Here is a 22,721-nt window from a genome sequence, read left to right as displayed (position 1 = left end):
TGACGCGTACGTCACTTCGTCGGTCACTCGGTCGCGTGTCGAAGTCTCACGCCATCCAGAAGAAGACCGCCGTCATCCGCTTCTCCTCCAGGGTGGCGCCGCAGTACCCGGTCGCGCTGTGCACCAGGTTGGCGCTGTAGAGCAGCAGCCGGTTGTACCGGTGCGGCACGCGTACGTCCTCCTCGAAGGCGTCCGGTGCCACGAACCGGGTGCCGAGCGCGTCGACGAGGTTGTTGTGCGGGGCTTGGACGACGTTGCCGCCGAGGCGGCCGCCGGGCAGGGACTGGCGGTAGAAGCTGGTCCCGCAGTCCTTGGGGACGCCGGGGTTGAGGTAGAGCACCGCCGCGTACCGGCACAGGTTGCGCGAGTCGGTGTGCGGGCGGGGTGTGCTCTCGCCCTCGCCGACCACCTGGACGCAGTTGTGGTTGAGGGTGCCGCCGCCGGGTGTGCGCTGGACCCACAGCTCCTTGGCGCCGGTGGCCTGCCGCACCAGCCGCTCGACCCGGGCCAGTTCGTCCGGTTCGAGGCCCGGCATGGCCCGCAGCCCCGGCCACGCCTCCGGCTTGTGCGGGTAGCCCTCGACCCAGTCGTCCTTGGCCAGACATCGCTCCCGTACGGCGTCCGCGTCGGGCAGGACGTCGTCCAGGACCCAGTAGTCGCGCCCCTTGGTGGGCTTGCGGTAGGGGAGCACGGGCAGGGTGGCAGGGGGGTGTGGGGGCATGCGCCGAATCTAGGGGCGGGCCTTCTTTCGACTCTCCCGCAAAGGGGTCTGGACTCTCCCGCGAAGTGGTCAACGTTCCGTCAACCAGCGCACGGAATACGGGATATCACGCGGGCAATTGTCCGCATTCCGAACCCCAAGCGTCAGTAATGTGCGAGTAACGCCCGCTGCCTAAGGTCACTCGCATCGGCCCCGTTCCGACACATTGGCCACGAGCAGGGCCGAGTCTTTACCCCTCGGGACGGGAGCCGCCGTATCCCTCCTGTGGGGGGTAGGGATACACGCCGGGAGCCCCGTGAGACCGATGAGGTCACCAACCGCGGGGCCTCCGGTGATCCGTCCGGACGTTTCATATGTCTGGACATTTTGTTTGTCCGGTCATATTCCGGTCAAAACAGGAAACCGGGCTAGAGTGCGGCCCTCATGAGCAGCAGAAACGCAGAAACGGCGGACGGTGCCGTGCGCCGGCCGGCGCCGCCCGTCCTGCGGCTGTATCTGCTCGGCGGCTTCCGCACCGAACGCACGGACGGGGCCCCCGTCGCCGATCGCTGGCCGCGCCCCAGCTCCCGGCGCCTCGTCGAACTGCTGGCCGTCTCCCCCGGCCGGGTCAGGCACCGCGAGGAGATCATCGAGATGTGCTGGCCCGACACGGCCGGCACCCCCGCCGCCCTCGGCAGCCTCCGCGTCGCCCTGCACGCCGCCCGCCGCGCCCTGGAGCCGGAGCTGACGGCCCGCACGCCCTCCTCGTACCTGGTCGGCGAGGGTGCGCTGCTCCGGCTGGCACCCGGGACGGTGTGGATCGACGCCGACGAGGCCGAGACCCTCGCCGAGCGGGCCCTGCGCACCGCGACCACCGCCCACCTGGCCGCCGCCCTCGAAGCCTTCACCGGCGAACTGCTCCCCGAGCACCGCTACACCCCGTGGGTGGAGGCGCGGCGCGAGCGGCTCGACGCGCTGCGCGACTCCGTACGGCTCACCCTCGCCGAGGCGTACCTGGCGGACGGCGAGACGGAACGGGCCGCGGCCACCGCCCGCCGGATCCTCGCCGACAGCGCCGCCGAGGAACGCGCCCACCGGGTCCTGATCGGCGCCTACCTCCGCCAGGGCATGCGGCGCCGCGCCCTCGCCCAGTACCACCAGTGCCGGCGCGCGCTGGACGCCGAGTGGGGCATCCGGCCGGGTCCCGAGACCGAGACGCTGCACCGCGCGGCGCTGGCCACGTCCACGACGGTCCTACGACGTCCCGCTGCCGCCGCTCCGACACCGCCGCCGGCCGTGATCGACACCCTCGCGGCCTCGCCCTTCGTCGGCCGCCACGCCGAACTGGAACGCCTTCTCGACCCCACCCGCCCCGCCCTGTCCGTGGTCGGCGGCGAGGCGGGCATCGGCAAGACCCGGCTGGCCGCGGAGGCGGCACGGCGGGCCGCGGCGGACGGGGCGGCCGTGCTGTGGGGCGCGAGCCACGGCACGGCGGAGCAGGCGCCGTACGGCCTGTTCGTGGAGGCCCTGGAGGGCTGGCTGGCCGGCCGTCCGGCGGCCGAACGGGCCCGGGCGGGCGCGGAGTACCCCGAGCTGGCGGCGCTGCTGCCGTCGCTGGGCCAGATCGGCCCGGCGTCGGGGCCCGGCGGCGGCCCCGAGTACGAGCGCGAGCGGATCTTCGCCGCCGTCTTCGGCCTGCTGGCCTCGGCGGCGGCTCCGGGCGGTGTGCTGGTGGTGCTGGACGACGTCCATACGGCCGACACGGCGTCGCTGCACCTGCTGAGCCGTCTGGCCCGCCGCACCCAGGTGCCCGCGAACGTGCGCTTCCTGGCCACGTACCGCCCCGAGGACCTCCCCGAGCCCGACCCGCGCCGCACCCTCCTCGACGGCCTCGTGCGCCAGGGAGCGGCCCACCGGCTCCACCTGTCCCGCCTGGACCGCACGGACTGTCTGACGCTGGCGGCGGACGCGATGAGCGGCGACGGCGACTCCACGACCCTGGAACGCGTCTGGGAGCTCTCCCTGGGCCACCCCCTGTTCGCCGTGGAACTGGCCAAGGCGACGTCCGGGATGTCCGGGTACGAGGACCTGGCCCCTCCGGAGGGCGTCCGCCTCCTCGTCGCCGAACGCCTGTCCCGCCTCAGCCCGGCCGCCTGCCGGGTCATCGAGGCGGTGGCGATGGCGTGCGGCGGGGTCGCGGCGCTGACGGAGGTGCAGGAGGTCGCGGGTGCCACGGCGGAAGTCGCCGACGGCATCGACGCCGCGCTCGCCGCCGCCGTACTGGAGGAACGGGCCGTACCGACGGACGGGCGGACCGTGCCCGGCCTGGGCTTCAGGCATCCGCTCATCCGGCTGGTGTGCCGCGAGCGCCTCTCGGTCGCGCGGCGCCGCCGGCTGCACGCCGCGTACGCCGAGTTGCTGCTGCGCCGACGTCCCGGCGCGGTGGACGCCGTGGCCGCACATCTCACGGGCGCCGACGATCCGCGCGCCGCCGACCATCTGTACCTCGCGGCGCGCCGGGCCGCGGCCGTCGGCGCCGACGACACCGCCGACCACTACTACGGCGAACTGACCGCCCGCCTCGACGCGGTCGCCGTCGAGGCCGCCCGCGTCCGCCTCGACCACGCCGCCGTACTGCGCCGCATGGCCCGCCACGAGGACGCGGCGCGGGTCCTGCGGGAGGCGCTGACGGATCTGCGAAGGCACGGCAGCGCGGCGGAACAGGTGCGGGTGGCCGCCCGGTTGGCGGAGACGCTGGCCAGGACGGGAGAGGCGGAGAAAGGTTTCTCCCTGCTGGACACGTACCTCCCGAGCGAGGAGATGCCGGCGCAGACGGTCGCGGCACACTGGATGGCGCGCGGGGTGCTGTGTTTCGTGACGGGCGACTACGAGGGTTCGTTGAGGGCGGCACGTACGGCAGAACAGAGCGCCGGTGAGTGTGACGCCCCTAGGGGCGCGGGGCCGTATCGACATGCGGCTCCGCCGCGGGGCGCGACCAGCCACAACGCACCCGCACCCGCCAACGGCGAGAACACCCCCCACGGTCTGCGAGCCCGTGCACTGGCCCTGCAGTCCACATCACTCGCCCTCACCGGAAGGCTCCCCCAGGCCCGCGCGGCAGCGGACGCCGCCCTCCAGCACGCCGAGGCACACGGCGACCCCCGCCTCCTCGCGACGGTCCTCTCGATCCTGCGCGAACACGCCCGCCGTTCCGGCCGCCTCCACGAGGCCCTGGCCACCGGAACCCGAGCCCTCGACCTCGCCGACCGATGCGGAGACTGGGAGGCCGCCGCCTTCGAGAAGGCCAACCTCGCCGAAGTGCACCTCCTCCTGGGCGAGCTCGAAAGGGCCGCCGCCCTCGCCTCCGACGCCGTCGCGGAGGCTGAGGCCCGCCCCGGCACCGCCCTGCCGTACGCCCTCGCCGCCCTCGCCCGCGTCCAGTTGCGCGGCGGCCCCCGCCCCACGCTCCCCGACCCCCGGGAACTGCTGACCCGCGCGGCCCACTGTGTGTCCCGCCGCCCCGACCACCAGGCCGAGTACGAAGTACGCACTGCCCAGGCCGAGTTGGCGCTCCGCGATGTCCGCCCCGACCGTGCCCTCGTCCTGCTGGCCACCGTGTCCGGCACCGGCGTCCCCGTCATCGCCGCCTGGGCCCACCTCACGGCGGGCGATCCCGCGCGCGCCGCCCGGCTCGCCGCACAGGAGGCCGTACGGGCCGCCGGGGCGGGCGAGGCGGTCACCGAGTGCGAGGCCCGTACCGCGCAGGCGACGGCGCTGGCGGTGCTGGGCCGCACGGACGAGGCCGGGCGGTGTGCGGCGCGGGTGCGTGAACTCGCCACGGCCCTGCCCTATCCGACGGTGCTGCGCAGGGTGTCCCACGCGAACCCGTCGTGACCCGTCACCGCGTGGCGGACCCGACCGTGACGTTCTTCTGCTCGCTCACCGCGCTGACCCCGTTGAGGGAAGCGGTCGCCTGGAGCCGTCCCGGACCGGCGGGAAGCGGCAGCGCGGGCCGGCAGGACCACTTGCCGCCGGCGCCGGCCGTCGTGGTGCACACCTCGGCCCCCGGCTCCGGCCCCTGCCCCGTCACCCCCTCGTCCTCCGCGTCCTCGTGCCGCACGGTCACCTGCGCCCCCGGATACGCGGTCCCGGCCATCTCCGGCCGCGCGCCGAGCGCCACCCCGGACTCGGGCCGGGCCAGCGTCGGTTCGGGCAGGCCGACGATCACCGTGCAGGTTCCGTGGTCCTTGCGGGTGCCGCGCGCGTCCGTGAGCCGCATCGCGCAGCCGGTCAGACGGGTGCCGGGCACCGCGTCGGCCGGTACGGCGAGGACGAAGGGGAAGGTCCGCTCCTGCCAGGCGCTGCCGTTCGCGGTGCCCGTGTAGGTGTACGTGGCGCTGTCGCCGTCGGTGTCGACCGCGCCGCGGTAGCCGTGGGCGTCGAGGGGGGTGTCGGTGACCTCGGTGCCCTCGGGGGCGGTGAACGTCAGTCGTGACCCCGCGCCGAGGGCGGGGCCGGTGTATCCGGCGGCCTCCACGATGCCCTCGCGACCGGGCACGATGCTGACGGTGGCCCAGAGGTCACGGCCGCCGTGCGCGGAGGCGGGCGTCCAGGCCGATGTGATCAGGGTGAGTGCGGTGATACCCAGGGCGGCTGTCTTCCGGCTCATTCCTTGATTCTGACGGGGCGTCGGGTGTGAGGGCCTGCGCTGCGCGTCCGTACGGGTTGCGGCTGACGAACCCGCACCCCCGGACACCCGTCAGTAGCGGACCGCCCTGTCCACCTCCGCCTTCACCTCACCGGACAGATCGCGGTTGCTGCGGGCCGTCGCCTTCCCGGACCTGCCCGCCGCCACGTCGGAGACGGTCACCGCGACCGCGTCGAGGAAGTTGCCGTCGCCGTCGGTGAAGTTCACCTGCACCAGGAAGGACTTCTGCGAGCCGCCGGTGTTGGTCGCGCTCACCTCGGCCTCGGCGCGCCCGCCGGAGGTGGTGACCTTGCCGAGCTTCACGTCGTCCTTGACGTCGACGCCGTTCTTGATGTCGTCGAACCTCTCGCCGACCTTCGCCGTCGCCGACGCGAACACGTCCGCGCCCTGGGACGCGGCGGACGCGGCCCTGCTCGCCACCGATGCGGGTGTGTCGTCGTCGGAGCAGCCGGTGAGTGCGGTGAGTGCGGTGAGTGCGGCGGCCGCGACGGCCGCCGCCAGGGCCCGGCGGTAGCCGGTCATATCGCCTCCAGGGTGCTGCGGGGGTTCCCAGTGAAGATCGGCCCGCCCGCGGCCGCACCCCGGCCGTCACCCGTACGGCCCTGCCCCCGTGGTGCCCGACAGGGCCCGGGCAGATCGTCGAACCATGACTCAGCAACCGCATGCGACGCCGCCCCCCGCGACACCCCCCTCCGCGACACCGCCCGTATGGGACAAGGAGCACCAGCAGGCCGCGCCCACCCCGGCCGACATGCCGGCGGGCAGCGGGTTCGCGACCGGCGGGCTCGTCTTCGCCGGTGTTCTGATGCTGGTGAACGGGGTGATGGCGATCCTCCAGGGCATCTCCGCGCTCGCCACGGACGATGTCTACAACCGGGTCGGCGACTACGTCTACAAGATCAACCTCACTGGCTGGGGCGTCATCATGCTCGTCCTGGGCGTCGTCCTCCTGGGCGTGGGCTACGGCGTCCTCAAGGGCGCCTGGTGGGCCCGGATGACCGGCATCTTCCTGGCGTCGATGAGCATGGTCCTGCACTTCCTGTTCCTGCCGTACGCCCCCGTCTGGTCCGTGATCATGGTCGGCGTGGACTTCTTCGTGATCTGGGCCCTGGCGACGGCGCCCCACGTTTCAGGGCGCCGTACCGCTTCAGCAGGGCGCTGACCCGGGCCGGATCCCTGACGGCACATCCCAGATGGCACAGGTGAAGAGGGGCTGCCCCTGGTAGGCGGGGCAGCCCCGAGCGTCACACCGTCACACGTGTCCCAGGCCGCCGCTGCCGAAGGATCCGCTGGACCCGGGCAGCCAGCGCTTTCGCTGCTGGTCCTCGCCTCGTTTACTGCCGTGATGGAGCTGGTACGGCATGAGCCGCTCCCGCTCCGCGAGCGGGACCACGTTCGGCTCCCGCATCTCTCTGATCTCGTGGACCGCGCCGGTGCTGGGAAGACTGGGCTGCTCGTCCGGGCGGGGCCTGACAAGTTCCCGGTCCTGCACCCGCATGCCGAACTGCACGGCCCAGATCAGTGCACCGGCGATGAACGCACCACCGACGAAAGCGGCGATCACGTTGAGCACATCGCTCCCCGCGGCCGCTACTACAAACGCTGCGGTACTCATATGGCAAGTATCGCCGAAATGCCTAAAAAGGGCAGTCCTGAATTCGAGGAACCTGTCCAAGTGCTGTCTTCGGGATTTCCGGGAACTCGGCTTTGCGCTGTGCCGTTTCCAACTAAAGGAACGGTAAACGGAGTTGGATTCCACGGAGGTCCCCACCATGATCCAGAACCCGAGTCGCCGAGCCGTCCTCGGCGGTGCCGCGGCACTGGCCGCGCTGGCGGTGACGGCCGCCCCCGCCACCGCACAGGCCGCCGCCGGGCCCACCGAGTTCCCGCTGCCGAACGGCTGGCTGCCCGAGGGCATCGCGATCGGCTCGAAGCCGTACGCCTACTTCGGCTCCCGTGGCACCGGCGGCATCTACCGCGCCGGCCTGCGCACCGGCGAGGGCACGGTCCTCTACGCCGGAGCCACCGGGCAGGCAGCCGTCGGCCTGAAGATCGACCGCGACGGCCTGCTGTACGTCGCGGGCAACACCGGCGTCGCCCGCGTCCATGACTCGCGCACCGGCGAGGTCGTCCGCACCTTCCAACTGAGCGAGGCCACCGGCCACTTCATCAACGACGTCACCCTGCTCGGCGACCGCGCCTGGTTCACCGACTCCCGCGCCGCCCAGCTCTACAGCGTCCCCCGCGGCCGCGCCGGTGCCGTCCGCACCCTCCCGCTCACCGGCGACTGGGTGCAGCTCCCCGACGTCAACAACGCCAACGGTGTCGTCGGCACCCCCGACGGCCGCGGCCTGATCGTCGTCAAGTCCACCCCCGGCGAGCTCTACCACGTCAACCCGGGGACCGGGCACGCCACGAAGATCACGCTGGTCGGCCAGGACACCGTCGTCAACGGTGACGGTCTGTGGCGCGTCGGTCGCACACTGTACGTCGTCCAGAACCGTCTCAACCTGGTCAGCGTCTGGAACCTGGACGCCAAGGCCACCACCGCGACCCTGCGCACCACGATCACCGACCCGCGCTTCGACGTGCCGACCACGGCCGCCCGCTTCGGGGACCGGCTGTACCTGGTCAACGCCCGTTTCACGACCCCGCCGACACCGGAGACGACGTACAACGCCGTCGCCGTGTCCCTGTGACACCCCGGGCATCCGTGAGGCCCCGGCCGGCGCCGACCGCCGCATCGTGACCCTGGAGGAGGGGGTGCTGCTGAGCTTCGGGCCGCGGACGCCGTCGGTCATCGACATCCTCGTGGACGCCCGCCACAGGGTGTGAACAAGGCGTCGGCAACCTGTCCGTGGGCCGGAGGCGACCTGGAGGTGAAGTCCCAACCCCACGAAGGGAGTTCACCTCCATGCGCACCCGCATCGCGCGTTTCGTCACCATTCTCACCGCCCTGCTGGCGGCGGCCTTCACGACGGCGGCACCCGCCCAGTCGGCCGACAACTGGAACCCGCCCTCCAACCTCGTGCAGCCACTGAACGAGGTCTGGAACCACGTCGAGTCGACGTATCCGGACCTCTACGGCTTCCGCAACTACGGCTGGGACCAGGTCATGGCCAACAAGGGGAGCATCAACTACTGCGTCCGCTGGGAGTCGGACGCCCCCGTGAGCACCACGCTGCGCGACCAGATCCACGCCCAGTTGAAGAAGCAGTTCGGCATGTGGATGTCGGCGATGCTCGACAACGGCACGGGCACCAACGCCTGGCCGTACACCAATGTGCCCGTCAACATCGTCGGCTGGGCGGTGAAGAACCGCTCCACGCTCCAGTGGACCGACAACTCGGTCGACATCTACGCGGGCAACCTGGACGGCGGCGGCGCCCCGCAGTGCGCGCCCGACTGCGGCCGCTTCTTCCACCAGGACGGCAACTACTCGAAGTGCCCCGGCGGCGTCACCCGCCACTACGACCAGTCGCTGTGGCTCACCAAGGGCTTCCAGGGCGGCGCGGGCGGAGACTGGGGCCAGCGGGTCGGTCAGGAGTACTTCACCGGGGCCCTCGGCCAGGAGAACATCCATATCTATCTCCACGAAGTCGGCCACACCTTCGGGCTCGACGACTTCTACGACTGGACGCCGACCGGCCAGTGCTGTTTCCTCATGAAGGCCGGATCGGCCGCGCAGATCACGGAGTTCGACAAGTGGATGGCGCGTGACTTCTGGCGTCATCTGAAGAGCCGCTACGGGCTCTGACCTGTTCTGTCCGAGGAGCGCGGGTGGACGACGTGGAGAGGACCCCGGTCCTGGTGACCGGCGGCAGCGGCTTTGTGGGCAGCCATTTGGTGAAACGGCTCCTGGAACGCGGCCATCAGGTCCGTACGACGGTCCGCGCCGCCGCCGACTCGCCGAAGACCAGGCCTCTACGGGCGATGCAGGCCGAATTCCCGGACAGGCTCGACCTGTTCGAGGCGGATCTGCTCGCCGAGGGCTCCTTCGACGAGGCGGCCGAGGGCTGCGGGACCGTCTTCCACGTCGCCTCCCCGTTCCTCGTACCGGAGAGGATCAAGGACGGCCGCAAAGACGTGGTGGAGCCCGCGCTCCTCGGCACCCGCAATGTGCTCGGCACCATCGACCGCACCCCGGCCGTCAGCCGGCTCGTCTTCACCTCCACCGTCGGCGCGATCTTCGGCGACTACGCCGACGTACTGGAGATGAAGGACCGGATCCTCACGGAGGAGTACGTCAACACCACCAGCACGGTGGAGAACAACCCGTACCACTACGCCAAGACGGTCGCCGAGCAGGCGGCCTGGGACGCGGCGAAGGCGCAGGACCGCTGGAGCATGGTGGCGGTCAACCCGGGCCTGATCCTGGGCCCTTCGCTCACCCCCGCCTCGGAGTCCGGCAGCCTCTTCCTCCTGGAGGAGCTCTTCAAGGGCTACTTCTTCTACGGCGCCCCGGACTTCAGCTTCACCACGGTCGACGTGCGGGACGTCGCCGACGCGCACATCGCCGCGGCCGAGAACCCGCAAGCGCACGGCCGCTACATCCTCGCGGCGCCGGCCATGACGTCCTTCCACGACATGTCCCGCATCCTGCGCGCCGAGTACCCCAGGGACCTCCGCCTGCCCCGAACCCGGCTGCCCCACTGGCCGGTCCGGGTCCTCGGTCCGGCGTTCGGCCTCACCCAGGACTACATCCGCAAGCACCTAGGCATCCGCTTCGAGGTCGACAACAGCCGCAGCATCGACGAACTGGGCCTCACCTACCGCCCGGTCGAGGAGACCGTCCTGGACCACTACCGGGCGTGGCGGGAACCGGCGGGATGACCTCCGGATGAGCCACCGGGGACGGCCGTCGCCCCTGCCTACGCGGGGATGTCCCGCGGCATGACTGTCACCCGCCGGAAGTTGCACGCGGCCGCGGACTCACCGGGCTGTCCCTGATACGCCTTGAGGGCCATGCTGACCAGGCTCATCAGCAGGTCGACGTCGGTGTCGCAGTCCAGGTGGACGGTGACCCAGCGGGAGCCCGGGACGAGGTGGATGGCGGTGGACCCCTGGAGGTCCCTCGCGAAGCGCTCGATCGCGCGGCCGGTCAGATGCAGGTCCACGTCCCGGTCGGAGTGGAAGTGCACGATCTCGCCGTGCGGGGAGCGCAGGGCCCGCCCGGTCCCGCAGCTGGGGTGCCCCGTGCGGAGGTCGGGCCAGGCGTGGAGGCGCTCGAAGGCGCGCTCGGCGAGAGTCACGAGCCCATCGTCGCCTGCTCACCCCCGCGCAACCAGGGGTTGAGGGAAAAGTAACCGGGGCGTGAGGTGTGCGGACGGGCGCCGCCCGATGGATTGATTTCCTTCCCAACAGGCAACCTGGACACCCTCTTTACAGGTCTCACAGGTTGCTCACAGATGTGCCGCAGTGCACGTGGGGCGCATGGGGGTGCGTCCCCACCGTCGGCCGCCCGTGGGTTGTCCAGTCCGATGCCCCTGACCAGGGCACTCGCAGACGAGGAACCGATGACCAGTCAGCAACACCGCAACCGCAGCCGTTGGAAGCGCCCCGCGCTCGCCGCCGGCGCCGCGCTCACCGTCGTCGTCACCGCCGCCGGAGCGGCACCCGGCGCCGGGGCCGCGCAGGCCACCACACCCGGCAAGCCGAAGCTCAAGCTGATCGCCGCGTCGAACTCCGTGACGCTCGACCGGTGGGAGGGGGAACCCGGGGTCTACCTGGATCTCGGCACGTATGTCACCGTCGACAACGCGCCCCTGGAGTTCAAGGTGACGCGCAAGTCGTACAAGGACCCCGTCGTCGCCAAGCAGGTCCTGCGCCACGACGGCACGACGACGACCAAGGCGCTGCCCGCCGGGCTTGTGAAGGACTTCTCGGGGCTGCCCGGGTTCCTTGAGGTGTCCGTCAAGAACGCGGCCGGGCAGGAGGTGTCGAAGACCAAGGGCAACTTCTGCCCGAACAACGCCTCCGGCCGCCTGCGCCCGGACGCGCCCGCCACCTCGCACTATCCGGAGAGCTGCCCCACCAACCCGTTCACCCTCGGGTCGGTGTGGGGTGTCGAGAAGGGCTGGGCGTCCAACTCCAGCACCGTCGACTACGACAAGCCCGTGGACCTGCCGGTGGGTGAGTACACCGCGAAGGTGTCCGTGGCGAAGAAGTACCGGGATCTCTTCGGGATCCCGAACGACTCGCCGACCATCAAGGTCACCGTCCGCAAGCCCAGTGAGAGCGGCGGCGTCGGCCGGGGCATGACCGCCCACCAGGGCGGCGCGCACGGCTCGGCCCACGGGACGGCTCACGGCTCGGCTCACGGTTCGGCCCAGGGGATGGCCCAGCACTACGGCCCGCGCGGCGCCGACGAGCCCACCCCGGGAGCCCTCTCCCACGCCCTGGAGGACCGTGGCCTCGCCCACCACCTGGGCGACGGCCGCGGCCACACCGACGGCTCGCGCATCGCGGCCGCGCTGCGGCCCAACAGCACCCGGCCCACCGGACGGGCCGGCGTCCCGGCCAACGTGCCCAAGCCGGACCTGCGTTCCCTCCCGGCGTGGGACATCGCCATCACCGACGGCGAGGACGGGGACGTACCCGGCAAGGACTACCTGGCCTTCAGCGCCAACGTCTGGAACGCCGGCCCCGCGCCCCTCGTCGTCGACGGCTTCCGCAAGCCGGGCGCCGATCTGATGGACGCGTACCAGTACTTCTACGACGCGAACGGCAAGCAGGTCGGCTACACACCCACCGGCACCATGGAGTGGGACCCGCGCATCGGCCACGAGCACTGGCACTTCACCGACTTCGCCAGCTACCGGCTGCTGAGCGAGGACAAGACGAGGGAGGTGCGCAGCGGCAAGGAGGCGTTCTGCCTCGCCAACACCGACGCCGTGGACTACACGGTGAAGAACGCCAACTGGAAGCCGTACAACACGGACCTGTCGACCGCGTGCGGTGAGCAGAACTCCATCTCGGTCCGTGAGGTCCTCGACGTCGGCTCCGGCGACACCTACACCCAGTACCGCCCCGGCCAGTCCTTCGACATCACGGACCTGCCGAACGGCACGTACTACATCCAGGTCATCGCCAACCCGGAGAAGCGCCTCCAGGAGACGAACCTGAACAACAACGTCGCCCTGCGCAAGGTGATCCTGAGCGGCGAACCGGGCAAGCGCACGGTCCAGGTACCGCCGCACGACCTGATCAACGCGCCGTAACCGAACGCCTTGACACCGGCGCGGGTGCCGGGCAACGCCCCTCACGGGCACGCATCGGCACCCGCGCCCCTCGCGGATCGCCTCGGTCATTCGGCCGAGAGCGGCAACGCGGCCCTGACCTCCCACCCGCACCCCGCACGAGGCCCGGCCGTCAGCTCGCCGCCCAGCGCCATCACCCGCTCCTTCGGCCCGACCAGCCCGAAGCCACCGCCGTGCGCCGCGTCACCGAGCACGGCCTCGACGCGCCGCTGGACGTGATCGCCCGCCGGGCCGGCGTGGGCAACACGACCCTCTACCGTCACTTCCCGACCCGCGCCGCCCTCATCGACGCCGTCTTCCGCGACCAGCTGACCGGCACGATGACGGCGGGCGAGGAGGCGAGAGGCGCCCCGGACGCCTGGACGGGCCTGACCGCCTACCTGGACGCCGTGTTCACCACCCTGGCCGCCGACCGCGGCACGAACGACCTCATGACCACCCGCGTGGACGGCGTCGACTCCCTGGCGGCCGTGCACACCCACCACCGCGAGACGCTGGAACTCCTGCTGCGCCGCGGCCACGAGGAGGGCACCGTACGCCCCGACGCCACCGTCGAGGACGTCCTGTTCACCCTGGCCGCCCTGGGCCGTGCGGTCCCCGCCCTGGCCGCCGCGACGACCCCCGACGCCTGGCGCCGCTCGCTGGCCCTGCTCCTGGCGGGCCTGCGTACCGACGCGCGCCCGGCACCCCTGCCGGGCGCGGCCCTCACCCCCGCTGAACCGGGCGACGTACTCCAGGAGTTGGGCACGCACCCCACGACGTGAGGGCGGACCTGGCGCCAGGCCGGCCCTTGACGGGGCAAATGTGAAACAAGGCGTGGTGGGTGGGGGAGATTCGGTACGGGTCTCCTGTGAGCGGTTTTGGCGCGAGACGCTCGGAGCGCTCTGCCGCTCCACTGCTCGGAAGGCTCGTCAGTGAACGTTCGTACCGCCCCCCGCAGAACCGCCCTCCTCACGGTCGCCTCGGCGCTGCTGCTCACCTCCTGCGGTGTCGTCGACGCCGTCAGCGGAAGCGAGAGCTCCGCGAGTCCGAAGAAGGGCGACGACATCACGGTGGGCCTGCTCCTGCCCGACAAGGAGACCAAGCGCTTCGAGAAGTTCGACTACCCCCTCATCAAGACGCGGGTCGCCGACCTCACCCACGGCAAGGGAACGGTCCGTTACGCCAACGCCCTGGCGAGCGCGGACAAGCAGAGCCAGCAGTTCGAGCAGATGATCGCGGCCAAGGTGGACGTCGTCCTGGTGGACGCCGTCGACGCCAAGGCCATCGAGCCGGACGTCCAGAAGGCGAAGGACGCGGGCATCCCCGTCATCGCGTACGACCGCCTCGCCCAGGGTCCGATCGACGCCTATATATCCCACGACAACGAACTCGTCGGCGAGGTACAGGCCCGCTCCATCCTGGAGGCGCTCGGCGACAAGGCCCAGTCCAGCAAGATCGTCATGATGAACGGCTCACCCGCCGACCCCAACACGGCCCGCTTCAAGGCCGGCGCGCTCAGCGTGCTCGGCGATCACGTGGTCATCGCCAAGTCGTACGACACCGAGGAGTGGAAGCCGGAGATCGCCGAGGCCAACATGAACAAGGCCATCCAGGCCGTCGGGCTGAACAACATCGCTGCCGTCTACTCGGCGAACGACGGCATGGCGGGCGCCGTCATCGACGCGATGAAAGCCGCCGGCGCCACCAAGATCCCGCCCGTCACCGGTCAGGACGCCGACCTCGCGGCGGTGCAGCGGATCATCTCCGGCGAGCAGTACATGAGCGTGTACAAGTCCTTCATCGAGGAGGCCAACGGCGCCGCGGAGATGGCGGTCGCCAAGGTCAAGGGCCGCTCCATCGAGTTCGACTCCCTCGCCACGGACTCGGTCGACAGCCCGACGGAGCAGGGCATCCCGTCGATGCTGGTGCCGGTGGTCCCGCTCACGAAGTACAACATCAAGGAAACGGTGATCCGGGATGAGGTGTACACGGTGAAGGAGATCTGTACGCCGGAGTACGCGTCTGCCTGCGCGGAGATCGGCCTGAAGTAAGGCCGGGGCGCTCTGGAGTCGGCGGAACGGTTCAGCACACTCGTTCGGGTGATCGATCGGGGGATTCCGGGCCTGGTGGCGTACCGGGGTACCCCATCGTTCTGCCGGGGCACCCGCGGCGGGCTTAGCCTGGCCGAGCTGGGCTTGGCAGGCATGGGCAACGGCTATCGGGCTGCGTACAAAGACGGTCGCACCATGGCGTTGATCATTCCGGACTTCTATGTCCTCCGTCGCGAGCCGACCGAACTGGACGAGTCGTACTGCAAGGCCCAAGGGCTGGTATCCCATCGACATGATCGAGCTGGTCGGCGAGGTCACCTCCACCAACCACGAGACCGACACCGGCCCCACGTTCCGCGCCTGCGCCGCCGCCGGAGTACCCGTCTAGGTCCTCATCGACCGGCACTCCAGGACGGCCCACTGCCACACGGACCCCGTTCTGCCCGGAGACGATCCCACGGAGGCGTATTACGGCACCGACACCAAGGTCGACCTGGGTGAGCCGTTGGTGCTTCCGGGGGCGTATCCCACGTTGGACACGGCGGCCTTTGCGGAGGGCTGACGGGTCAGGGTGATCCGGAGGGTGCCGTGTTCGGCTGTTGTGGGGCTCGGTCCACGGGGCGCGGGACGTCGGAGGGGTCGTCGCCGAGGGTGAGGCGTCGTCGGTAGCGGATGTCCTCGGCGAGGTCGCGGGCCTGTTCGCGCTCTCCCAGGGCCGCGAGGTAGGCGGCGAGCATGTCGCCGCTGAACAGGGTGTCGGGGTGGTCCTTGCCGAGCACCCTTTGTTGTCGGCTGAAGGTGCTCCCCGCGAGATTGCGGGCCTGTTCGAGCTCTCCCAGGTCCACGAGGTAGGTGGCCAGGTTGGCGGCGGTGCGCAGGGCGTCCGGGTGGTCCTTGCCGAGCGCGGATCGTTGTCGGCCGAGGGCGCTCTGGGCGTGCTTGCGGGCCGATTCGGTCTCTCCCAGGTCCGCGAGGTGGGTGGCCAGGTTGGCGGCGGTGCGCAGGGTGTCGGGGTGGTCCTGCCCCAGTACCCGCTGCCGCCGGGCGAGGGTGTCGACGTCCAGTTCGTAGGACTGGCCGTGGTCACCGGTTTCGGCGTAGGCGCGGGCCAGATAAGCGGCCGCCCACAGCGTGTCCTCGGTGTCGGCGCCGAGATGTTCCTTCCAGGACCGGTGCAGTGACTGGAGGCGGTGCACCGCGGTGTCCGAGGAGCCGCGGTCCATCAGGTACCAGCAGGCCTCGCAGGCCGCGAACCGGGCCTGCGGTGTGGTGAGGTCGGTGGCGCGGACGGCGAGGAGGTGGGGCAGCAGATCGGGCCAGAGTTCCCAGGTGCTCGGGTCGGAGGCCTGGCCGGGGTAGGCGGTGGCCAGCAGAACGCTGGCGATGTGGGCCGCGCGGCGATGCTCCTCGGGGCCGAGCTGATCACGCAGAACGGCCTGAGTCAGGCGGTGCACCTGGATCCGGCCGCCGGCGGCCCGGGCCAGCCCGAACTGCTCCACCGCTGTCAGGACCCGCCGGAAGGTACGCGGGCTGGCCAGTTCCCGCACCAGCTTTCCCCCGGCGCTCTCCTTCCACCGGTCGGCCTTGTCCGGGTCACAGGTCTGCAGGGGGAAGGGCTCCGGTGCCAGCAGGACGCAGGCCCGCAGCAGGTCGGCCGCCGCGGGATGCTCGTCGGCCAGCCGGACCATGCTCCGGTTCAGCTGGCTGGACAGGGGCCTCGGATAGTCGAGGGGGGTGCCGTCGCTGACCGCGGTGTCGGCGTGCTGTTCCAGTTCTTGCAGGTACTGGTCCGGAGTGAAGATGTACAGGGCTTCCGCGGCCTGCACGAGCGCCAGCGGCAGATTGTCCAGGGCCTCGGCCAGCCGCTCCGCGTCCTGCTCGCCCAGGGTCTGGCTGCGGGAGCGCAGCAGTTCGGTCGACTCCTCGTGGGTCAGGAGGTCGATGTCGACCGACGAGGCGATCTGCCGCCAGTGCGGATTGCGGGAGGTGATCAGTACATGCCCCTCACCGTCCGGCAGGTACTTGGAGAGCGCGGCTGGGTCCTCGGCGTTGTCGAAGACGAGCAGCCAGCGCCGCCTGGTACGCAACGCCATCGTGAGGGACTGCACGGCGATGTGCTCAGGAGTGCCCGGCTCGGCACAGCCGATGGTCACCGCGAGCGCGGTCAGCTGAGCGGGAATCAAGCCGGGCTTCTCCGCGCTCACCCACCACACCAACTCGTACTCCCCGCTGAACCGGTGTGCGTATTCGATGGCCAGCTGGGTCTTGCCCACCCCGATCCGCCCGCTGAGGGCCAGTACCGGTGCCGCGCGCGCCTCGGTCAGCCAGGTGCGCACCTTCAGCAACAGCTCTTCCCGGCCGACGAAGGAGACCCGGCGCGGGAGCACGTTCCACACCTGCGGCAGGCTCCCCGGCAGCCGTGGCCCCGGAGTGCCCGACCTCCGTGAGCCCGTGGCACCCGGGAAATCGGGCGTGCCGAGCGGGCCGGTCACCGCCCGGAGCAACGCGTTGCGCGCCTCCTCCTCGCCCAGCCCGGACAGATTCGCCGCCACCAGTGCCCGCAGGGCCACAGGGGTCACGGCGTCGTCGATACGCACCGGGACGAGCCCGCTCCTCATGGCCGGCACCGCGCTCGCCTCGTAGGGCGTGTGTCGGCCGACCTCGAAGTACGCCTGCGAGAACAGGGCCACGATCCGCCCCTGCCCCAGCATCCGGTTCACCCGCTCGACGAAGTCGTCCCCCGCTCCCCAGTGCCACACGCCCAGCTCAACCGTGTACCCGGCCTCCTGCAACTGCCAGCCCACCCACTCCGCCCACGGCCGGTCCGGGCCGGCGTACGAGATGAACAGGCGCTCGTCCGACGGGGCATAGCCGGCCTCGGGGACCGCGCTCACCGGTGCGTCGCCCCGCACCCGGGCGCTGATCGCTCGCGCGACACTCGGCAGGCCGTCCTCGGAAAGGGTGTACGGCGGGATGGACTGCGCGAGGGACGGCAGCTCCAGCAGGACGTTCCGGGGGGTGATGACGGGGAACAGCGTGCGGTCCGTCTGTTCGTCCAGGGTCTGCCGCAGGAAGTGGTTCAGCTCGAACCGCTGCCGTGAACTGACGTTGTCCCGGGCGAGCAGGACGAAGTGCCGGCAGGTGTCGATGACGGTACGCAGGTCGTCCGACGCCGGATGCGAGTCCGGCGGCAGCGGGTGCGAGCAGAAGCTGGAGATGTTCTCGGTCGCCAGCAGCCCGGACAGCTTCCTCGCCTCGTCGCCCGTGTTCGGCGCGTTGCTGATGAAGAACTCGTACTCGTACTGCCCTCTGCGCAGCCCCGTCCTGATCGCCGCGTCCACATAGGAATCCCGGCTCTCGGTGAAGAGCCGCACATCTCCCAGGTTCCGTGCGATCAGTCCCGCGATCGAGGCGAGGCTGTAGCTGATCAGCTGAGGGTTCCTGAAGTCCTCGGTCAGTACCGGGAGTTCCTCGCCGAAGGACCAGTAAGCCGAGTACGGCACCGTGCAGTGATCCAGCACCCGTTCGACCGCAGCCCCCTCCGGAACCCACGCGTTGTAGCTGGACCTGAGCGCCGGATGGAGTTTGTCCTTCCACTCCGCCGCCCGCTCGTACTCCTCGCTCATGTCGAACCGGCACAGCAACGGCAGGGTGAGGAGACGGGAGCGGTCGTACGGCAGTCCGTTGCGCGCCTTCGCCGCCCTCGACACCACCTCCAGTACGCCGTCCACGTTCTGCTGGTTGGCGGTGAAGGCATACGCCAGGATGTGCGGCAGCTGAGCCGTGCAGATGCCCCCGGAGTCCGAGATCCCGGTCCTGCTGTCCACGAGGACGACGTCGTAGGAGTCGATCCAGCGTCGTCGCCACTCCTCCAGTATGTTGCCGAAGTCCCGCTCCGCGTACAGCGCGTCCCAGTCGATGCCCTGCACGTTCGGGATGTAGTCGCCGCCGACCCCGCCCGCGGCGATGAGGTCGAGCCGGGAGCCGTCCGGGAAGGTGACGGGTGTGATGTGCCCCAGAGCGTCCACCGTATGCCCGTCGCGAGCGCCCAGCACCATTTCCACCAACCCGGTTTCCGGGCTCTCCATGTGAGGGCGGAAGTAGTAGTGGAGGCCGGGGGCTTCCAGGTCCCAGTCGATACAGAGGACCTTGTATCCCCACTGTGCGAGCAGCGCGGCCGTGTTGGAGAGCAGAAAGCTCCGGCCCACCCCGCCCTTGTACGAGTAGAACGTCACGATCTTGCCGTCGAGTTTGTTCATCACAACCTCGGCAGACGGCTCTGGGGGACCTTCGTGAAGGCGTCCGGACGGTCCACCGGCCAGCCCGCCTGCCACTCCGGTGTGCAGGCGAGGAGTTCGGCGATCTCCTCGGCCACGGTGCGCATTTCCTTCTGGAAGTCCATGTAGTCGGGGGTGTCCCGGAACTGCTCACGGTCATGCCCGTACTTGCTCAGGTCCCTGCACTGCTGGGTCGCCTTGGCATCAGGGTGGAAGTGGTCGCCGTCCGCGAATCTGATCGGGTAGATGAGGGTCGGCGCTTGACCGTTCGCCTCCTGCAGCGCCGCCTGGCGCATCCGCATGCTCACCCACTCCGCCATGCACCATTCGGAACGGAAGTAGGGCGGCGACCATATCGCCACGAGACAGCGGCTCTTCAGAAGGGCGTCTTCGAGTTTCTCCGGCCAGTGTGTCCCGTTCGGTATCTCGTAATCCACGAAGATACGGGGATCATCGGGCAGGACGTCCCACAGCGACTTGGTGAGCTCTTCCTGGAAATGGTTCTTCACCCAGTCTTTTACATGCCCTCTGTGGCTGTAACTGATGAAGACGTCCCACTCGTAATCCACCCCGCGCTACCTCTGGGCGATAAAGGCGGCCCAGGCGTCCGGAGCGACGGTGAGCTGCGGACCGGAGGGGTTCTTGGAGTCGCGGACGTGCACTGCGGCGGGCTGGGTGGCGACCTCCACGCATGCGCCGCCCTCATCGCCGCTGTAGCTCGACTTGAACCACTGAAGTGCCGTGTCGCTCATTGCTCTCCCAGCAGACGGTCCAGCAGATCCCTCGTGTCCTCGGGGGTGAGGGCCTGTGACCGCAGCATGGCATATTTCTGGTTGAGGATCGCCACCTCGTCCTGATCTGCGACGAGTTGACTGCCGCGCTGGGTTTCCATGTAGGCGAGCCGCTGGTGTTCCGGGGTCTCCAGGAGGATGAACGGCCCGTTGAGCCCCGCATGTGTGGTGCGCTTCAGCGGCAGCACCTGGAGCATGAGGCCGGGGAGTTCGGAACACGTACGAAGGTGCCGCAACTGCTCGACCCAGACATCCGTCCCGCCGATGGGCGCATTCACCACCGGCTCCCAGATGACGAAGCTGGTCATCGGCCGGTCCTTCTGGTGCAGGATCGCCCGACGCTCCACGCGGCCCGCCACCAACTGCGCGATCTCATCCTCGTCGTAGACCGGCACACGGCTGCGGAAGACGCCCTCCGCGTACGTATCCGTCTGGAGCAGGCCGGGCAGCACCTGGCTCTCGTACCACGAGATCGCGATCGCCTCCCGCTCCCGCTGCAGAAACTCCTCCGCCCACAGCGGGACCAGGTCCACCTCCGGCATGTACTTGAGCGCCTCCGCCAACGCCCCCCTGGTGTCGAGGAGTTCGTCGAACTGGTCGGCGAGGTCCGGCATCAGCCGCCGTCTCCCCTGCTCGATGGAGGCGATGGTCTGTTCGCCCACGCCCGCGAACACCTCACCCAGTGACTGCTGCGTATACCCGGCCGCCGTCCGGAACACGGCGAGCAGCGCGCCCACCATCTTCATCGCCGAGGCGTTCCTGCGTGAGCCCCGCGACCGTGGACCTGTCGTCGTTCCCATGACGTTGAACTCCCCCGCCGCGCCGGTACGTTCACCTGCGCGCACCCGTACAAGGAAGTTGTACGGGTGCGCGCGGGGTTCCATGATGGACACGGAGAGTGACCCACGTCAGGGAAACGCCGGGATCAGCCCTCCTTGGGCCCGGCGGACTGCACCACCTCGAAGGACCACAGCGTCGCCCCGGTCGCCGCGGGCTTCTGCTGCGCCCCGCCCTGGGCGCCACCGCCACTGCCGTGGGAGGCCCCCATCTGGGACCGCCACTTCTCGAAGTCCTCCTCGGAGCGCCACCGCGTGTACACGAGGTAGGTGTCGGTGCCCTCCACGGGCCGCAGCAGCTCGAACCACTCGAAGCCGTCCGAGCCCTCCACCGCGCCGGCCCGGGCGGCGAACCGCTTCTCCAGCTCCGCGCGCTGTTCTTCGGGGACTGTGAGTACGTTGATCTTGACGATGCTCATGCCCCCATTGTCCGCCACGCACCAGGTGTTTCAGGTGTGATCACCGGTACGTACACTGCGTCCATTCATCAGCGGCCTGCCATGGGGATGGCGGGCCTGTCCCATGGGGGGACCTCATGCGCAGAACGACGATCGGCGCTGCCCTGACGGGCGCGCTCGCCATAGCCGCGCTTCTCGTGCCGGGAGCTCAGGCGGACGAGGTGGTGGGCAACGCCGACGCCGGGGCCTTCCGGATCACCGGCGGGGGCGGCTCGGGCAACGACGTCGTGCTGGGTGTCACGGACTCGCGGAAGATCACCGTGAGTCTGACGGCGAGCGACGACTCCGGCATCGACGTCGCGGACTTCACGCTCTATCACGGGAAGAGCCTCGCCACGGCCGACGCGGTCCTGAAGGCCGCCGAGACGACGCCGGTCTGCAAGGCCGACGGGACCACCTCCGTCTGCACCAAGCACTACACGGTCGCCCCCCGGCGCGACCTGAAGAACTCGCTGGCCGGCATCTGGACGGTGGCCGTCGACGTCCGGGCCAATGACGGGGACTACGTGACGGCGGACGGCCACACCACCTTCTTCATGAAGCGCTACGCCAAGCTGACCACCAACGCCTCCCCGGAGCCGGTCGCCAAGGGCGGCAGGCTCACCGTCTCGGGCAAGCTCACCCGGGCCAACTGGGACACCCACGACTACCGCGGCTACGCGAACCAGAACGTCTCGCTCCAGTTCCGCAGGCCGGGCACGGACTACTACGAGCCACTCGGCTACGTCGAGACCAACACCTACGGCGTCGCCACCACCACGGGCACCGTCAGCGCCGACCGCTACTGGCGCTATTACTTCCGCGGCACCATGACGACCGGCGCGGCCAAGGCCCCGGGCGACTTCGTCGACGTCCGCTAGGTGCGGGAGGTCATGGCGTAGTTGCTGTGCTGTGGGAGGCAGGGGGTGATGCGCGCCCGCTGTCCCTCACAGCATCCGCCCCTCCTGGAGGTGTACGCCGTCCACCGTCACGAGGTCCGTCCGTTCCGAGCCGCCGACCACCCGCACCCAGCTGTCCACGCTCAACTCACTGCCCTGAAGCTTGATGTGGAAGCCGCCGTACATGCCGGGGACGGGGAACCAGAGCTGGGGGATGTCGAGTTCCGTCAGGACCGCCGGGTCGGGGAGGCGCAGCGCGTGTCGGGTGGCGAGGTCGTCGGTGCCCGTGCCGCCGCCCGAGCGGTGGTGGATCAGGCGGTGGAGGTGGGTGCGGAGGCGGTCCAGGACGTCCTGGGGCTGCGGGTGGCGGTAGGCCGGTGACAGCAGGGCGACCAGGTGCTGGTGGCCGCGTTGTACGGCGATGTCCACCGGGCGGGTGCCGTCCGTGGAGCGCAGGGTGCGCCAGGCGCCGCGGGCGAGGAGGCGGCCCACCGTTTCGACGTCGGTGCCGTGCCAGGCGGCCTGGTGCAGGGGGCCGTAGGCGCTACGACCGTCCAGGCGCCCGGAGTTGATCCATTCGGGGCGCTCGTCGAGGACCTGGAAGGCGGTCTTCCAGTCGCCGCTGTGCGCGGCGTCGGACAGCCGGTCCCGCTCCGCCGCCCACTTCTCCTTGACGGAGTCCCGGCGGACGACCCCGTCCCACTGTGCGCTGCTCTCCACGGCCATGGCGTCGAGTCTACGGATCATGAGGACGAGGCCTGGTTGGCCCATGGGCGAGGCG

The 22,721-nt window shown here is 70.3% G+C and carries 20 protein-coding genes; 9 read left to right on the top strand and 11 right to left on the bottom strand.

What is annotated here, in order from left to right:
* Positions 1–46: 46 nt before the first annotated feature.
* Positions 47–721: a DUF6445 family protein gene (locus TN53_RS32100; protein WP_046262261.1), complete on the bottom strand. Its 675-nt coding sequence runs from the start codon at positions 719–721 to the stop codon at positions 47–49.
* Between the two features lie 423 nt (positions 722–1,144).
* On the opposite strand from TN53_RS32100, the gene TN53_RS45795 reads away from it, so the two are divergent.
* On the top strand, positions 1,145–4,594 hold the full coding sequence (locus tag TN53_RS45795) for an AAA family ATPase (protein ID WP_046262260.1): 3,450 nt from the start codon (positions 1,145–1,147) through the stop codon (positions 4,592–4,594).
* 4 nt (positions 4,595–4,598) lie between these two features.
* Here the strand turns inward: TN53_RS45795 and TN53_RS32090 are convergent, their stop codons facing one another.
* Positions 4,599–5,369, bottom strand: a complete 771-nt coding sequence (locus TN53_RS32090) for a hypothetical protein (RefSeq protein ID WP_046262259.1) — start codon at positions 5,367–5,369, stop codon at positions 4,599–4,601.
* 90 nt (positions 5,370–5,459) lie between these two features.
* Entirely contained in the window at positions 5,460–5,930 is a 471-nt protein-coding gene (locus TN53_RS32085; RefSeq protein ID WP_046262258.1) for a hypothetical protein, read from the bottom strand.
* Positions 5,931–6,054: 124 nt separating this feature from the next.
* Between TN53_RS32085 and TN53_RS32080 the strand changes: the two genes are divergently transcribed.
* The gene (locus TN53_RS32080; protein WP_046262257.1) at positions 6,055–6,570 is read left to right on the top strand and encodes a DUF7144 family membrane protein; all 516 of its coding nucleotides are present in this window, start codon (positions 6,055–6,057) and stop codon (positions 6,568–6,570) included.
* A gap of 90 nt (positions 6,571–6,660) precedes the next feature.
* Here the strand turns inward: TN53_RS32080 and TN53_RS32075 are convergent, their stop codons facing one another.
* Positions 6,661–7,023 carry a DUF6479 family protein gene (locus tag TN53_RS32075; RefSeq protein WP_046262256.1) on the bottom strand — a complete coding sequence of 121 codons (363 nt, stop codon included), beginning with the start codon at positions 7,021–7,023 and terminating at the stop codon, positions 6,661–6,663.
* A 157-nt stretch (positions 7,024–7,180) separates the two neighbouring features.
* Here TN53_RS32075 and TN53_RS32070 point away from each other — a divergent pair, with 157 nt between their 5' ends.
* The 3 genes from TN53_RS32070 to TN53_RS32060 all read left to right on the top strand — a co-directional run bounded on the left by TN53_RS32070 (position 7,181) and on the right by TN53_RS32060 (position 10,241).
* Positions 7,181–8,107 (top strand): SMP-30/gluconolactonase/LRE family protein, encoded by a 927-nt coding sequence (locus TN53_RS32070; RefSeq protein ID WP_046262255.1) that lies wholly within the window; start codon positions 7,181–7,183, stop codon positions 8,105–8,107.
* 215 nt (positions 8,108–8,322) lie between these two features.
* Positions 8,323–9,165: a hypothetical protein gene (locus TN53_RS32065; protein WP_046262254.1), complete on the top strand. Its 843-nt coding sequence runs from the start codon at positions 8,323–8,325 to the stop codon at positions 9,163–9,165.
* A 23-nt stretch (positions 9,166–9,188) separates the two neighbouring features.
* Positions 9,189–10,241, top strand: a complete 1,053-nt coding sequence (locus TN53_RS32060; RefSeq protein WP_234441747.1) for an NAD-dependent epimerase/dehydratase family protein — start codon at positions 9,189–9,191, stop codon at positions 10,239–10,241.
* Positions 10,242–10,279: 38 nt separating this feature from the next.
* Here the strand turns inward: TN53_RS32060 and TN53_RS32055 are convergent, their stop codons facing one another.
* Positions 10,280–10,660 carry a luciferase family protein gene (locus TN53_RS32055; protein WP_046262253.1) on the bottom strand — a complete coding sequence of 127 codons (381 nt, stop codon included), beginning with the start codon at positions 10,658–10,660 and terminating at the stop codon, positions 10,280–10,282.
* A gap of 264 nt (positions 10,661–10,924) precedes the next feature.
* Here TN53_RS32055 and TN53_RS32050 point away from each other — a divergent pair, with 264 nt between their 5' ends.
* From TN53_RS32050 to TN53_RS32040, 3 genes are all read left to right on the top strand, one after another.
* The gene (locus TN53_RS32050) at positions 10,925–12,628 is read left to right on the top strand and encodes a lysyl oxidase family protein (RefSeq protein ID WP_095046847.1); all 1,704 of its coding nucleotides are present in this window, start codon (positions 10,925–10,927) and stop codon (positions 12,626–12,628) included.
* Positions 12,629–12,840: 212 nt separating this feature from the next.
* Positions 12,841–13,431, top strand: a complete 591-nt coding sequence (locus TN53_RS32045) for a TetR/AcrR family transcriptional regulator (RefSeq protein WP_046262251.1) — start codon at positions 12,841–12,843, stop codon at positions 13,429–13,431.
* Between the two features lie 150 nt (positions 13,432–13,581).
* Entirely contained in the window at positions 13,582–14,700 is a 1,119-nt protein-coding gene (locus TN53_RS32040; RefSeq protein ID WP_046262250.1) for a sugar ABC transporter substrate-binding protein, read from the top strand.
* A 566-nt stretch (positions 14,701–15,266) separates the two neighbouring features.
* Here TN53_RS32040 and fxsT read toward each other — a convergent pair.
* From fxsT to TN53_RS32010, 5 genes are all read right to left on the bottom strand, one after another.
* The gene (fxsT, locus tag TN53_RS44280; protein ID WP_052745346.1) at positions 15,267–18,959 is read right to left on the bottom strand and encodes an FxSxx-COOH system tetratricopeptide repeat protein; all 3,693 of its coding nucleotides are present in this window, start codon (positions 18,957–18,959) and stop codon (positions 15,267–15,269) included.
* Positions 18,959–19,546 carry a toll/interleukin-1 receptor domain-containing protein gene (locus tag TN53_RS32025; RefSeq protein ID WP_046262249.1) on the bottom strand — a complete coding sequence of 196 codons (588 nt, stop codon included), beginning with the start codon at positions 19,544–19,546 and terminating at the stop codon, positions 18,959–18,961. Before TN53_RS32025 ends, fxsT begins: the two co-directional genes overlap by 1 nt.
* Before the next feature lie 6 nt (positions 19,547–19,552).
* Positions 19,553–19,729, bottom strand: a complete 177-nt coding sequence (locus tag TN53_RS32020; protein WP_046262248.1) for a DUF397 domain-containing protein — start codon at positions 19,727–19,729, stop codon at positions 19,553–19,555.
* Positions 19,726–20,568, bottom strand: a complete 843-nt coding sequence (locus TN53_RS32015) for a helix-turn-helix domain-containing protein (RefSeq protein WP_046262247.1) — start codon at positions 20,566–20,568, stop codon at positions 19,726–19,728. The genes TN53_RS32020 and TN53_RS32015 overlap by 4 nt, the downstream gene beginning before the upstream one ends.
* A 125-nt stretch (positions 20,569–20,693) precedes the next feature.
* On the bottom strand, positions 20,694–21,023 hold the full coding sequence (locus tag TN53_RS32010) for an antibiotic biosynthesis monooxygenase family protein (protein ID WP_046262246.1): 330 nt from the start codon (positions 21,021–21,023) through the stop codon (positions 20,694–20,696).
* A 116-nt stretch (positions 21,024–21,139) separates the two neighbouring features.
* Between TN53_RS32010 and TN53_RS32005 the strand changes: the two genes are divergently transcribed.
* A complete protein-coding gene (locus tag TN53_RS32005) occupies positions 21,140–21,922 on the top strand; it encodes a hypothetical protein (protein ID WP_046262245.1) in 783 nt (260 codons plus the stop codon).
* 66 nt (positions 21,923–21,988) lie between these two features.
* Here the strand turns inward: TN53_RS32005 and TN53_RS47515 are convergent, their stop codons facing one another.
* Positions 21,989–22,666, bottom strand: a complete 678-nt coding sequence (locus TN53_RS47515; RefSeq protein WP_046262244.1) for an ankyrin repeat domain-containing protein — start codon at positions 22,664–22,666, stop codon at positions 21,989–21,991.
* Positions 22,667–22,721: the final 55 nt, after the last annotated feature.

The sequence above is a fragment of the Streptomyces sp. WM6386 genome (genome assembly GCF_000972385.1).
GTDB lineage: Bacteria > Actinomycetota > Actinomycetes > Streptomycetales > Streptomycetaceae > Streptomyces.
Note: the sequence above shows the minus strand (reverse complement) of the source record. Positions and strands in the feature narration are given on the sequence as shown.